This is a genomic window from Achromobacter sp. NCFB-sbj8-Ac1-l (genome assembly GCF_052695805.1).
In genome coordinates this window covers 1,112,967-1,125,224 of record NZ_CP199812.1, presented here as the reverse complement: position 1 = coordinate 1,125,224, position 12,258 = coordinate 1,112,967, and the positions used below count along the sequence as shown (strand labels likewise).

Genomic DNA, 12,258 nt, shown 5'->3' with positions numbered 1-12,258 from the left:
CCGCCGTATGTTCGACTTTCAGCCTACCGTCCTCATCATCGAAGACGACGCCAATATCCGCCGCTTCGTGCGCCAGGCCCTGGAAAGCGAGGGCTGCGCCGTCTATGAGGCCGACACGGTCAAGCGCGGCCTGATCGAGGCGGGCACGCGCCAGCCTGACGCCGTGGTGCTGGACCTGGGCCTGCCCGACGAAGACGGCATGACCTTGATCCGCGAACTGCGCGGCTGGACCGAAGTGCCCGTACTGGTGCTGTCCGCCCGCACTGCCGAAGCCGACAAGGTGGCGGCGCTGGATGCGGGCGCCGACGACTACCTGACCAAGCCGTTCGGCGTCAGCGAACTGCTGGCGCGGCTGCGCGTGCTGCTGCGGCGCCATGCCCGCGGCGGCGCCGGCAGCGCCGCCGAAATCACCTTCGGCGAGGTGCGCGTGGATTTCGCCAAGCGCGTGGTCGAGCGCGCGGGCCAGCACGTGCACCTGACCGCCATGGAATACCGCCTGCTGGCCGCCCTGCTGGCGCACCGTGGCAAGGTCATGACGCACCGCGAGCTGCTGCGCGAGGTCTGGGGCCCTTCACATGTGGAAAGCAACCATTACCTGCGGATCTACATGGGCCATCTGCGCCAGAAGCTGGAAGCGGACCCCGCACAACCCGTGTATCTGCTGACCGAGATTGGCGTGGGCTACCGCTTCGCGGGATAAGCCTCGCATTGACACGCCTTTTACGCGGGGCGCAGCAGTCTTGTCTCGCCGTTTATGCCGCTTCTCCTATTGTGGCGATCCCGTCCAACACAGGAGAAGTCCATGCCCCGCAACACCCTGGCCGCGCTCGCACTGCTGGCCCTTGCCGCCCCTGCTTGCGCTGCCGATGCCCCCGGCGCCAGCGAACCGGCCCCCGAGTATTCGCTGACCGCCAACGTCACCCTGGCCAGCCAGTATCGCTACCGCGGCCTGATGCAGACCAACAACAAGCCCGCCATCCAGGGCGGCTTCGATTTCACCCACGCCAGCGGCCTGTACCTGGGCAACTGGAACTCCAGCATCAGCTGGCTGGGCGACAGCAACCATGACGTGTCCGCCCCCGTGGAAATGGATTTCTACGGCGGCTACAAGGGCAACCTGGCGCAAGACGTGCCCTTCGACCTGGGCGTGCTGCAGTACTACTATCCCGGCGACTACCCGTCGGGTTTCACCAGCCCCGACACCACCGAGCTGTATGCCGGCCTGGGCTATGGCCCGGTCATGTTCAAATATTCCGTCGCCGTGACCAACCTGTTCGGGTTCGCCGACAGCAAGTACAGCCAGTACTTCGACCTGACGGGCAACTTCGACACCGGCATCTGGGGCTTGAGCGTCAACGCCCACGTCGGCCGCCAGACGGTGCGCAACGTCAATGACGGTTCGTACACCGATTGGAAGCTGGGGCTGACCAAGGACTTCGGCCAGGGCCTGGCGGTCTCCGTCGCCTACCTGGACACGAATGCCGACCGCGCCGTCTACACCAACAGCCACGGCCGCTATATGGGCCGTGCCACGGGGCTGCTGTCCATCACCAAGACCTTCTGAGCCGGGCCGGGCGTTGACGCGCTTTTTACGCGCCGCGCCCGTATTTATCGGCAGGTTTTATGGTCCGCTTTCTATAGTGGAACCGTCATCAACCAACCGGATACGCGGTACGCCGCCCCGACGGCGCCGCCCCGCAAACGCCATGATCCCCCAACAAGAACGCAGCAGGCCCGCCTCCTTTGATCGTCCGGCCCCTTCCCAGGCGCCGAATGCCCCCGAGATGGTCTCGTTGACCGTCCGGATCGACACGCTGGACGCCTTGAAGGTGCGGCTGGCCCTGCACCGTGAACTGGGCGAACGCATCGGCGTCTATGTGCTCTCGGTGGACCATGCGCACGGCCAGAGCGTGCTGCAATTGCACTGCACCCAGGACCAGGTCGACGCCTTGATGCACGCGGTGATGTGCGGCCTGCCCCAGGCGGAATTCGGCCCGCTGCGCCGCGCCGCTGCCATCACGGTGCAGTAAGCCATGGACGCTCCCGTGCAAACCGCCTCTTTCGAAGGCCTCTGGCTGCCGATGGTCACGCCCATGCGCGGCGGCTACGTGGATTGCGAGGCAGCCCAGGCGCTGGCGCGCTACTACCGCAACGCCGGCATCGCGGGCCTGGTGCTGTTCGGATCGACCGGCGAAGGCAATCTGTTGGCCATTCCAGAAAAAATCGACATGATCGAGGCCATCCGACAAGATCCGCACGCCCTGCCGCTGGTGTTCGGCGCGGGTGGCGTCGACACGCGCGGCGTGGCCGCTGCGATCCGCCGCCTGGACAAATATGAACCGGCCGGCTATCTCGTGCCGCCCCCCTATTATCTGGGTCCTTCGCAGCAGGGCATCCTGTGGCATTACCGGCAGATCGCGTGGGCCACCCAGCGCCCCATCATCCTGTACAACATCCCCAAGCGCGCGGGCGTCACCATGACGGTCGAAACCATGGAGGCCCTGGCCTTGCTGCCCAACTTCAGCGCGGTCAAGGAATGCAATCCGCCCGTGCTCATGGCGCTGAACGCGCGCGGTCACCTCAATGCCCTCTGCGGCGAAGACCAGGCCCTGCTGGATCATTTCCTGGCAGGCGGCCGCGGCGCGATTCCCGCGGCGGCGCACCTGTTCCCGGAGCGCTTCGTCGAAGTCATGCAACTGGCTCGCGACGGCCATGCCGAAGCCGCACGCGAACTGTTCGAGCCGCTGCGCGGCCTGATCCGGCTGTTGTTCGCCGAGCCCAACCCCGCGCCCATCAAGCGAGCGCTGGCCCTGCAGGGGCTGATTGCCGACGAACTGCGCTTGCCCATGACCAGCGCAACCCGCGAACTCACGCCCCGCCTGCAACGCGCCATGAGCGTGGTGCAGGGCTCGCCTAGTAGGCTGCAGACAGCCTGAACACCGCCACCGCGCGCGCCAGGTCATCGGCCTGATCGTGCAAGGTGGCGGCCGACGCCGCAAACTCCTCGACCAGCGCGGCATTCTGCTGCGTCACGCTATCCAGATGCGTGACCGCCTGGTTGATCTGCTCGATGCCCACGCTCTGCTCGGCCGATGCCGTGGCAATCTCGCCCATCAGCGGCGCACTGGTGGCGGCCGATTCCAGCACGCTGCTCATGGTGGCGCTGGCCTGCTCCACCCGCAGGCTGCCGCGCGATACCGAGTCGGACGACGCCTCGATCAGCGTCTTGATTTCCTTGGCGGCGGTGGCCGAGCGCTGCGCGAGCGCGCGCACCTCGCCCGCCACCACGGCAAAGCCGCGGCCCTGCTCACCGGCCCGGGCCGCCTCGACGGCGGCGTTCAGCGCCAGGATATTGGTCTGGAACGCAATTTCGTCGATCAGGCGAATGATCTCGTCGATGCGCTGCGAGCTCTGCGAGATTTCACGCATTGCGTCGATCGCATGCTGGGTTTCTTCGCTGCCCTGGCGCGCCCGTTGCGCCGACTCACCCGCCAATGCGCTGACTTCGCGCACATGGTCGGCGCTTTGCCTGGCGGTCGCCGTGATCTGTTCGACGCTGGCCGCAGTCTGCTCCAGCGCGGCGGCCTGCTTCTCGGTACGGTCGTGCAGGTCCATGCTGCCTGCCGCGATCTGGCGCGACGCCGCCGCGATCGATCCGGTCGAATGCACGATACTGCGTACCGCCACGTCCAGGCGTTCCTGCATCAACGCCATGGCGTCGAACAGCCGCCCGATCTCGCCACGGTGATGGCGCGAAATGATGCTGGACAGGTCGCCTTGCGCCACGCGTTCGCATACCGCCACGGCCTCGTCCAGCGGCCGGATGATATGCGAGCGGAAGAACCGCAAGGCCGCCGCCAGCAACAGTGCGAGCAGCACCAGCGTCACGGTGCCCTGGCGCCAAAGCGTCTTGAAGAAGGCCGCATCGACGTCGTCGACGTACAGGCCGGTGAATATCAGCCAGCCCCACTCCTTGTCGTAGGCCGCGTAGCTGATCTTGGGCAACGCATCGTCGGCACCCGGCCTCGGAAAACGATATTCCACGAAGCCGCCACCGTCTTTGCCTTGGGCGTAGAGGTTCTCGAATATCGGCGCACCGTCGCTGTCCTTGATGGCGCGGACATTGGTGCCCACCAGCTTCGCGTCGGGGTGCACCAGCAGGGCATAGCCATCGTCAAACACGCCGACATAGCCATCCGCGCCATAACGCAGCTGGGCCAGCCGCTGCGCGACGTTGCGCTTGGCCTGCGTCGCAGTCAATCCCTCGTCGACCGCGCGCTGCTTGCCGTTCTGCACGATGCTCGCAGCCAGATCCAGCACATGCCGCAGTTCCGTCTTGCGCTCGGCCAACATTTCGGCGCGCCGCTCCCACGCGTCCCAGGCGCCCAACGCCAACACGGCTGCGCCGATGGCGAATACGAACCACAGCAGCTCTCGACGCAAGCTTGAATTACTCATAGCCCCTCTTCTTCAGGTCCCTCCGCGCCTAATAACCAAAGGCAGCAGAATGTGACGGTTTATATATTGAGTGCCGTCAGAATACGGGGGAGTGGCAGGGTTTTCACCTACCAGAGGAAGGTCGCTTGATCTACATCAAGCCCGCATCGCATTTGCACGCGCCGCGCGCGGACGAAAAAAAACAAGGCTGCAAAGCCTTGTTTTTTCCTGAAGCACAGGGCCTTACGGCCCCGCCTATCGTTTCACCGCCAGGCGCTGCTGCGCCAGGCCGGTTCGTGCGGAGGTCAATGCGTACAACACCACGACGGTCACCGCATAGATCGGCACGCTGCGCATGTTGCGGAACATCATCTCGGACAGGCTGAAGGTGAAATACCCCAGGCAGAACAGCATGCCGATCTGCGAGCCGACATGTATGGCCGGGTCATTGCTGCGCGAGCGCCGCCAGAACACAACAGCGGGGAGCAGGTAAAGCGCCAGCATGCTCAACAGACCCAGCGCCCCGTAACCTGCCAATGCCGCCAGCATATCGTTGTGCGGCTCGCCAAAATCCGTTGAAACAAGCTTGGTCACCACACCTTGCTCCTCCAACTTTGCCAACTCGGCACGAAAGCTCGATCCGCCAACACCGACGATCGGACTTTCCTTGAACATCAGCCAGGATGCCTTCCAAAGCTGGATGCGAATACCCACGGAGGTATCACGCTCATCCTGTGCATAATTATTGACATCGCTGACGACCACGCGCCAGCGGCTCTCCTTCGAATACCAGGAAACCGCTGCGACGGCGGCAAGGAGCGCGACCGTGGTCACCACAAACAACAGCTTGATGCGCATCGTCCAATGACGATTGGTTGCAAGGCAGACAAATCCCAACACCACCAGCAGCGCCCAACTACTTCTCGTTTGCGAAGCCCACACCGCATAGATAGTCAGCGGCACGACGAGGATCTTCAAGCCAGCCTCGACCCTGGGCCAGGAAGAAAGCTTCCAGGGCAACGTCAGACAGGACGCCAGTCCGAAAAACATGGTCAGATCGGCGAAGGCCACGGCGTTGTACTGACCGCCGAAATCGGAAACGGAATTGCGCCCGAGGCCCGGCGTGTAAACAATCACCAGAAGCATGATTGACCCAGCGAAGGCGCCAAAAAGCAAGCTCCACTGAATCTGCTGCAGCCAGTTCCGAGGCGCACGCAACAACACCCAGCAGACAGGCACGGCCAGCACGAAGCGCAGGAGTTTTTCGATTTCGGAAGAACTCCAGATCCCCAGATAGACACTGCTGATCAGCATCGCCACCGCCGGTGCCATCAAGGCTGCGGCAATGGGAGTCAATTCGCCCAATGCGAACGGTTCGCTTCGCCTGACGGCATTGACGACCAGCACGACCAACGCGATCACCGAGGTCAGATAGATGATGGCTGGGCCACCCACTGCGCTGGTCAGTGCCAAGGCGGGCACCAACAGCGCCAATACCACTACGGTACGTAGACAGATTTGAGGCATAGGTAGAGTCAGTTAGGCTGCTCGTGACCGGAGTCAGCCACAATTTTGGAACCGCAGAGACGAGCGCCGGTGACACCGCCATATGCCGTACGGGCATCAACGCGCAGTCTGGACCCATGGCAAGCTGGTATCCATCCGCACAGCTCAAGACCGGGCGCGCTTCAATGTGGACATGGATTTTTTATAATCCCGCGTCAAGCCCTCAAAGGCTGCCATTACGCTGCCGGGCCGCAGCCAGTCGCGCCACAACCGATCACGCCAGCGGCCGCCGGGAATGTACACGGGGTACGCAATGCGCGACATCGCCCACCCGGGTCTCCAAGCCTTGGTCCGCGTAGGGCGCCCGGTCAAAGTCAACGTCGGCACACCGACACTCGATGCCAAATGCCCGATGCCCGACTCGTTGCCGATGAACCAGCCGCACTCATGGATGAATGCCGCCACGTCCGACAACGACGGAGACTGCTGGATCGCCAGGCCGGCGTCGGTGAGGCAGGTCCATTCCGCCCGCTCATGCGGCGCCAGGATGAACACCGGCTCGTATCCCTGGCGCTTGAGCCGCAGGCCCAGTTCAACGAAATGCCGAGGCGCCCAGCACCGTTGGGCTCCCGTGGAGGACGGATGCACCGCGACTCGCGTTTCGTAGTGACGATGGCGCCCCGCCACGGGCGGCCTCAATCCGATATCCGTGCCAGACAGGGGCAAGCCCAAGGCATCGCGACAGAAGTCGCTGATCTGATTGAGTTTCACGAAGCCCTTGCCGGTAATCACGACATGGGCGTCATAGTAGAAATAGGCCTTCGCATAGGCATGCAAGGCATAAGGCCAACCCACATGCATCTGGGCCGCGCAGTCGTAGTCGGCCAGCACCGCCGCGGCATCCTGCTCCGAGAGCGAGGGACGAATATCCAACCCGGGAAACCAGCTTCGCAGCCCATAAGCAAAATCGCCGAATATGGAGACCTCGCGCCCGTGCGCAACCAGATTGTGCGCCATGGTCATCATCAATAGCGTGTCACCCAGCCGGGGCGCCATCAAGAGCGCAATCCGCTTGGCGTCGCGCAGGCCGCGGACACATGCCGGGGCATCGTAAGGCGGCATATCGGAAGCAGGTTTTGCCATATCTCGGAAAATCAGCGGAACTGAAGAATCGCCGCGAAGAAGCGACGAATTATACTGCCCCTGAACTAACAATTTGAATTGATTTGATGTATATGAACTTAATCAATCGCCAAGCGGCACCAGGTTTCCAATAATCGCCACGGCTGTCCGCCCGATTCAAAAAAACCCGCAGGCCGGATTCGGCTTGCGGGTTTTTCCTGTAATGGCCGGACTTGCCTCGGATCACATGTTGTCGATCATGACCTGCCCGAAACCCGAGCAGGACACCTGCGTGGCCCCTTCCAGCAGGCGGGCGAAGTCGTACGTGACCTTCTTGGACAGGATCGATTTCTCCATGCTGGAGATGATCAGGTCCGCGGCCTCGGTCCAGCCCATGTGGCGCAACATCATTTCGGCCGACAGGATTTCAGAACCCGGGTTGACGTAGTCCTTGCCGGCGTACTTGGGCGCCGTACCGTGGGTGGCCTCGAACATGGCGACCGAATCCGACAGATTGGCGCCCGGGGCGATGCCGATGCCGCCCACCTGCGCCGCCAGCGCGTCGGAGATGTAGTCGCCGTTCAGGTTCAGCGTGGCGATGACGTCGTATTCGGCGGGGCGCAGCAGGATCTGCTGCAGGAACGCATCGGCGATGACGTCCTTGACGATGATCTCGCGACCCGTCTTGGGATTCTTGAACTTGCACCACGGGCCGCCATCGATCAGTTGCGCACCGAATTCCTTCTGCAGCAAGGCATAGCCCCAATCGCGGAAGCCACCTTCGGTGAACTTCATGATGTTGCCCTTGTGCACCAGGGTCAGCGATGTACGATCGTTGTCGATGACGTACTGGGCGGCTTTGCGCACCAGGCGCTCGGTGCCTTCGCGCGACACCGGCTTGATACCGATGGACGAGGTGTTGGGGAAACGGATCTTCTTGACGCCGAGCTTGGTCTGCAGGAACTGGATCAGCTCCTTGGCCTGCTCGCTCTCGGCCATGTATTCGATGCCGGCGTAGATGTCTTCCGAGTTCTCGCGGAAGATGACCATGTTGGTCTTTTCGGGTTCGCGTACCGGCGAGGGCACGCCCTTGAAATACGCCACCGGGCGCAGGCAGACGTACAAGTCGAGCTGCTGGCGCAGCGCCACGTTCAGCGAACGGATGCCGCCACCGACCGGCGTGGTGAGCGGGCCCTTGATCGAGACCACGTAGTCTTTGACGACTTCCAGGGTTTCATCGGGCAGCCAGACGTCGGGGCCGTAGACCTTGGTGGCCTTTTCGCCGGCATAGACTTCCATCCAGTGGATCTTGCGCTTGCCGCCGTAGGCCTTCTGCACGGCCGCATCGACGACCTTGATCATCACGGGGGTGATGTCAGCACCGGTACCATCACCCTCGATATAGGGCACGATGGGCTGTTCAGGCACATTCAGCGAGAAATCAGCGTTGACCGTGATCTTCTGGCCCCCAGCGGGCACCTTGATATGTTGATAGGACATGAATGCTCCATTTGCTCCGGGTGGTTTTTCTGCACGCGCGCGCCGCATCGGCTGGCGTGCGGTCCGCGGGCCGCGCGGCCTGGCGAAACGCGCACTGGATGGCGGATAGCAACCAATTCTATATCGCATTGGCGGCTTCGGGCGGCCGCCACGGCGGCGGGCGGTAAAATAAAGCCCTCTCTAGCCCGTATGGCGTCCCCCAGATGTTCAACCCCTCCCGCGACCAAGTCCGCGAATTCTTCATCGAAACCTGGCGCAAGCACCGTGCCAACGAGGTCCTGACCCCGCTGGAAGCCATGGCCCTGGACTGGATCATCGAGCATCCCGAATACCACGGCGACCTCGAAAGCCCCGAAGCGATGACGGCGGAATACGCCGTGGAAAAGGGGCGCACCAACCCGTTCCTGCACCTGTCGATGCACCTGGCCATTGCCGAGCAGTTGTCGATCGACCATCCGCCAGGCATCCGCGCCGCCTACCAGCGCCTGGTGGCCCGCAGCGATGCCCACCAGGCCGCGCACGAGATCATGGAATGCCTGGGCCGTGTGGTCTGGGAAGCACAGCGCCTGGGTACGCCGCTGGACAGCGACACCTACATCGACCTGATCCGCCAGCGCGCCGAGCGCTGAGCCCCCGGAATCTGTGCCCCCAAAGCAAAAACCCTCGGCAAGCCGAGGGTTTTTGCTGGATGGCCCGCCGCGCGACTTACTTGCGCACACCCAGGTCGCTGGGCAGCGAGGCCAGCCAGGCGGCAACGTTGCTGATGTCCTGGTCGGACAACTGCGTGGCAAAAGCGCCCATGATGGGATTCTTGCGCACATTGGCCGTGGCCGCGCTGCCCGACGCACCGCGGCGGTAGGCCTTGAGCGCATGCACCAGGTAGTCGGCGTGCTGGCCGGCCAGCGTGGGGTAGGCCGGGTCCACCGCGGTCTTGGCGTCGGTGCCATGGCACGAGGCACAATTGAATTTGTCGAACACGGCCTTGCCGGCGGCCAGGTCCTGGGCCTGGGCGGCAGCGCCCGAAATGGCCAGCGTTGCGCCCGCAAGGGCAAGCATGATGCGGTTCATGTGGTTGCCCCCTTATTTCAGATTCGAGTAGTACGCGGCGAGATCGGCGATGTCCTGGTCGGACAGGCTGCCGGCAATGGCATCCATCGTGGGATGGCTGCGCGCGCCTTTCTTGTACTCGTTGAGGGCGGCCTCGATGTATTTGGCGTTCTGGCCGGCGATCTTCGGAACGTGGTACAGCTCGGGGAACGTCGCCTTGTAGCCCTCGATGCCGTGGCAACCGATGCACATCGAGACCTTGTCGCGGGCGTTCTGGACATTACCGACCGGCGCTGCGTCTGCAGCAATTGCCTGGCCGGCGATCGCACAGGATGCCACTGCGGCCAACACGGAAACCGTGCACTTCAGAGAGAATCGCAACTTCATTGGGATGGCTCTTCTTGGTATGGCTTATGGACTAGGGCCTGCTCACACGAAAAGGCCCCCGGCAAACACGTTGCGGGTCGAACCCAACTGCAAAACCGCCTGATTGTACGATAATTGCTCAGGATTAATACCTTAAGATGGTCTTGATCCCCGTCAACCCCGAGAAGCCCGCCGATCCATGTCCGCCGCCCAGACCGCCCCTTCCGCACCGCCCGTCCGCTTCGACGGCACCGACAGCTACGTTGCCACCGATGACCTGAAACTCGCCGTCAACGCCGCACTCACGTTGCAGCGGCCGCTGCTGATCAAGGGTGAACCCGGCACCGGCAAGACCATGCTGGCCGAGGAAGTCGCGCGTGCGCTGGGCCGCCCGCTGCTGCAGTGGCACATCAAGTCCACCACCAAGGCGCACCAGGGCCTGTACGAGTACGACGCGGTCTCGCGCCTGCGCGACTCGCAGCTTGGCGACGAAAAGGTCCGAGACATTCGCAACTACATCGTGCAGGGCACGCTGTGGCAGGCCTTCGATGCCGAGCAGCCCGTGGTGCTGCTGATCGACGAAATCGACAAAGCCGACATCGAATTTCCCAACGACCTGCTGCGCGAACTGGACCGCATGGAGTTCCATGTGTACGAAACGCGCCAGACGATCTCGGCGCGCCACCGGCCGCTGGTCATCATCACGTCCAATAACGAGAAAGACCTGCCGGACGCCTTCCTGCGCCGCTGCTTTTTCCACTACATCCGCTTCCCCGACCGCGAAACCATGCGCGAGATCGTGGGTGTGCACTTCCCCGAGCTCAAGCAGGACGTGCTGCGCGCCGCGCTGGACACTTTCTTCAGCCTGCGCGATGCCCCCGGCCTGAAGAAAAAGCCGTCCACCTCCGAACTGCTCGACTGGCTGCGCCTGTTGCTGGCCGAAGACGTCAGCGCCGCGCAGATCGACGCGCACACGGCCACCGCGGTGCCGCTCATGGCCGGTGCCTTGCTCAAGAACGAACAAGACGTGCACCTGCTCGAACGCCTGGCCGCCATGACGCGCGGCGCACCGCGCCGCTAGCCGCGGCGCATTTCGGGCCACGTCCATGCTGATCGACTTCTTCTACCACTTGCGGGCCCACAAGTTGCCCGTCTCGGTGCAGGAATACCTGACGCTCGTGGATGCGCTGCGCCAGGACTTGATGACGCCCACGCTGGACGACTTCTATTTCCTCGCCCGCGCCACGCTGGTCAAGGACGAATCGCTCTACGACCGCTACGACAAGGCCTTCGGCGCCTACTACAAAGGCATCGAGGCCGCGTTGCCGGCCGGCAAGGACATCCCGCTGGACTGGCTCATCAAGCAGTTCGAGAAGAGCCTGTCGCCCGAGGAAAAGGCCGCCATCGAAAAGCACGGCTGGGACAAGCTGATGGAGCTCTTCAAAGAACGCATGCAAGAGCAGAAAGAGCGCCACGCGGGCGGCAGCAAATGGATCGGCACCGGCGGCACATCGCCGTTCGGCAACGGCGGCTATCACCCCGAAGGCATTCGCGTGGGCGGCCAGTCGGCCGGCAACCGCAGCGCGGTCAAGGTCTGGGACATGCGCCAGTTCAAGGACTACGACGACCAGGTCGAACTGGGCACGCGCAATTTCAAGGTTGCCCTGCGGCGGCTGCGGCGCTTCGCGCGGCAAGGCGCCGAGCTTGAACTCGACCTGGACGACACCATCGCCAGTACTGCGCGCAACGCCGGCCACCTGGACTTGCGCATGGTGCCCGAGCGCCACAACACCGTGAAAGTGCTGATGCTGCTCGACGTCGGTGGCAGCATGGACGACCACATCGGCCGCGTCGAAGAACTATTCTCGGCCGCGCGCAGCGAATTCCGCAATCTCGAGGTCTACTACTTCCACAACTGCCCCTACGAAAGCCTGTGGCAGAGCAATCGGCGGCGTCAGAACGAACGCTTCGATACCTGGGACGTACTGCGCAAGTACAACCCCGACTGGCGCCTGATCATCGTGGGCGACGCCACCATGAGCCCCTACGAGATCCTGCAGCCCGGGGGCTCGGTCGAGCACTACAACAAAGAGCCCGGCGCCCAGTGGATGCGCCGCCTGCTCGATGCCTGGCCCAAGTCCGTCTGGCTCAATCCCGAGCCCACGGCATCCTGGCAGTATCGCCAGTCCATCGCGCTGATGCGCGACATCATGCAGGACCGCATGTACCCCGTCACGGTGGCCGGCCTGGAACAGGCGATGCGGGTGCTGTCGAAATAGC

The 12,258-nt window shown here is 63.3% G+C and carries 13 protein-coding genes; 7 read left to right on the top strand and 6 right to left on the bottom strand.

The window, feature by feature from the left end:
- The first annotated feature begins 7 nt into the window (after nt 1-7).
- The 4 genes from kdpE to ACUDP5_RS05280 all read left to right on the top strand — a co-directional run bounded on the left by kdpE (nt 8) and on the right by ACUDP5_RS05280 (nt 2,936).
- Nucleotides 8-700, top strand: a complete 693-nt coding sequence (kdpE, locus tag ACUDP5_RS05295) for a two-component system response regulator KdpE (RefSeq protein WP_263914651.1) — start codon at nt 8-10, stop codon at nt 698-700.
- Between the two features lie 102 nt (nt 701-802).
- Entirely contained in the window at nt 803-1,564 is a 762-nt protein-coding gene (locus ACUDP5_RS05290; RefSeq protein WP_263914652.1) for a TorF family putative porin, read from the top strand.
- 142 nt (nt 1,565-1,706) lie between these two features.
- Nucleotides 1,707-2,030, top strand: coding sequence for a hypothetical protein (locus tag ACUDP5_RS05285; protein ID WP_445658298.1), 324 nt, complete (start codon nt 1,707-1,709; stop codon nt 2,028-2,030).
- A 3-nt stretch (nt 2,031-2,033) separates the two neighbouring features.
- A complete protein-coding gene (locus tag ACUDP5_RS05280; RefSeq protein ID WP_445658297.1) occupies nt 2,034-2,936 on the top strand; it encodes a 4-hydroxy-tetrahydrodipicolinate synthase family protein in 903 nt (300 codons plus the stop codon).
- Here ACUDP5_RS05280 and ACUDP5_RS05275 read toward each other — a convergent pair.
- From ACUDP5_RS05275 to icd, 4 genes are all read right to left on the bottom strand, one after another.
- A complete protein-coding gene (locus ACUDP5_RS05275; protein ID WP_263914655.1) occupies nt 2,914-4,458 on the bottom strand; it encodes a methyl-accepting chemotaxis protein in 1,545 nt (514 codons plus the stop codon). The genes ACUDP5_RS05280 and ACUDP5_RS05275 overlap by 23 nt on opposite strands.
- Nucleotides 4,459-4,692: 234 nt before the next feature.
- Nucleotides 4,693-5,964, bottom strand: a complete 1,272-nt coding sequence (locus ACUDP5_RS05270; protein ID WP_445658296.1) for an O-antigen ligase family protein — start codon at nt 5,962-5,964, stop codon at nt 4,693-4,695.
- A gap of 144 nt (nt 5,965-6,108) precedes the next feature.
- Entirely contained in the window at nt 6,109-7,086 is a 978-nt protein-coding gene (locus tag ACUDP5_RS05265; RefSeq protein WP_445658295.1) for a glycosyltransferase family 9 protein, read from the bottom strand.
- Nucleotides 7,087-7,308: 222 nt separating this feature from the next.
- The gene (gene icd / locus ACUDP5_RS05260) at nt 7,309-8,565 is read right to left on the bottom strand and encodes an NADP-dependent isocitrate dehydrogenase (protein ID WP_263914658.1); all 1,257 of its coding nucleotides are present in this window, start codon (nt 8,563-8,565) and stop codon (nt 7,309-7,311) included.
- A gap of 203 nt (nt 8,566-8,768) precedes the next feature.
- On the opposite strand from icd, the gene ACUDP5_RS05255 reads away from it, so the two are divergent.
- Nucleotides 8,769-9,194, top strand: a complete 426-nt coding sequence (locus ACUDP5_RS05255; protein ID WP_025136878.1) for a DUF1841 family protein — start codon at nt 8,769-8,771, stop codon at nt 9,192-9,194.
- A 76-nt stretch (nt 9,195-9,270) separates the two neighbouring features.
- On the opposite strand, the gene ACUDP5_RS05250 is transcribed toward ACUDP5_RS05255, so the two are convergent.
- Nucleotides 9,271-9,633 (bottom strand): c-type cytochrome, encoded by a 363-nt coding sequence (locus tag ACUDP5_RS05250; protein WP_263914659.1) that lies wholly within the window; start codon nt 9,631-9,633, stop codon nt 9,271-9,273.
- 12 nt (nt 9,634-9,645) lie between these two features.
- Nucleotides 9,646-9,999, bottom strand: coding sequence for a c-type cytochrome (locus ACUDP5_RS05245; protein WP_025136876.1), 354 nt, complete (start codon nt 9,997-9,999; stop codon nt 9,646-9,648).
- 178 nt (nt 10,000-10,177) lie between these two features.
- On the opposite strand from ACUDP5_RS05245, the gene ACUDP5_RS05240 reads away from it, so the two are divergent.
- Together ACUDP5_RS05240 and ACUDP5_RS05235 are read left to right on the top strand one after the other, a co-directional pair.
- Nucleotides 10,178-11,059 (top strand): AAA family ATPase, encoded by an 882-nt coding sequence (locus ACUDP5_RS05240; RefSeq protein ID WP_263914660.1) that lies wholly within the window; start codon nt 10,178-10,180, stop codon nt 11,057-11,059.
- 25 nt (nt 11,060-11,084) lie between these two features.
- Nucleotides 11,085-12,257 (top strand): hypothetical protein, encoded by a 1,173-nt coding sequence (locus tag ACUDP5_RS05235; RefSeq protein ID WP_263914661.1) that lies wholly within the window; start codon nt 11,085-11,087, stop codon nt 12,255-12,257.
- The last annotated feature ends 1 nt before the right edge of the window (nt 12,258 follow it).

What these genes read in the sequence shown, in the direction of transcription:
- ACUDP5_RS05240 (WP_263914660.1), top strand. Translation starts at nt 10,178, where the DNA reads ATGTCCGCCGCCCAGACCGCCCCTTCCGCACCGCCCGTCCGCTTCGAC.
- icd (WP_263914658.1), bottom strand. Translation starts at nt 8,565, where the DNA reads ATGTCCTATCAACATATCAAGGTGCCCGCTGGGGGCCAGAAGATCACG.
- kdpE (WP_263914651.1), top strand. Translation starts at nt 8, where the DNA reads ATGTTCGACTTTCAGCCTACCGTCCTCATCATCGAAGACGACGCCAAT.
- ACUDP5_RS05265 (WP_445658295.1), bottom strand. Translation starts at nt 7,086, where the DNA reads ATGGCAAAACCTGCTTCCGATATGCCGCCTTACGATGCCCCGGCATGT.
- ACUDP5_RS05280 (WP_445658297.1), top strand. Translation starts at nt 2,034, where the DNA reads ATGGACGCTCCCGTGCAAACCGCCTCTTTCGAAGGCCTCTGGCTGCCG.
- ACUDP5_RS05285 (WP_445658298.1), top strand. Translation starts at nt 1,707, where the DNA reads ATGATCCCCCAACAAGAACGCAGCAGGCCCGCCTCCTTTGATCGTCCG.
- ACUDP5_RS05235 (WP_263914661.1), top strand. Translation starts at nt 11,085, where the DNA reads ATGCTGATCGACTTCTTCTACCACTTGCGGGCCCACAAGTTGCCCGTC.
- ACUDP5_RS05270 (WP_445658296.1), bottom strand. Translation starts at nt 5,964, where the DNA reads ATGCCTCAAATCTGTCTACGTACCGTAGTGGTATTGGCGCTGTTGGTG.
- ACUDP5_RS05290 (WP_263914652.1), top strand. Translation starts at nt 803, where the DNA reads ATGCCCCGCAACACCCTGGCCGCGCTCGCACTGCTGGCCCTTGCCGCC.
- ACUDP5_RS05255 (WP_025136878.1), top strand. Translation starts at nt 8,769, where the DNA reads ATGTTCAACCCCTCCCGCGACCAAGTCCGCGAATTCTTCATCGAAACC.
- ACUDP5_RS05250 (WP_263914659.1), bottom strand. Translation starts at nt 9,633, where the DNA reads ATGAACCGCATCATGCTTGCCCTTGCGGGCGCAACGCTGGCCATTTCG.
- ACUDP5_RS05275 (WP_263914655.1), bottom strand. Translation starts at nt 4,458, where the DNA reads ATGAGTAATTCAAGCTTGCGTCGAGAGCTGCTGTGGTTCGTATTCGCC.
- ACUDP5_RS05245 (WP_025136876.1), bottom strand. Translation starts at nt 9,999, where the DNA reads ATGAAGTTGCGATTCTCTCTGAAGTGCACGGTTTCCGTGTTGGCCGCA.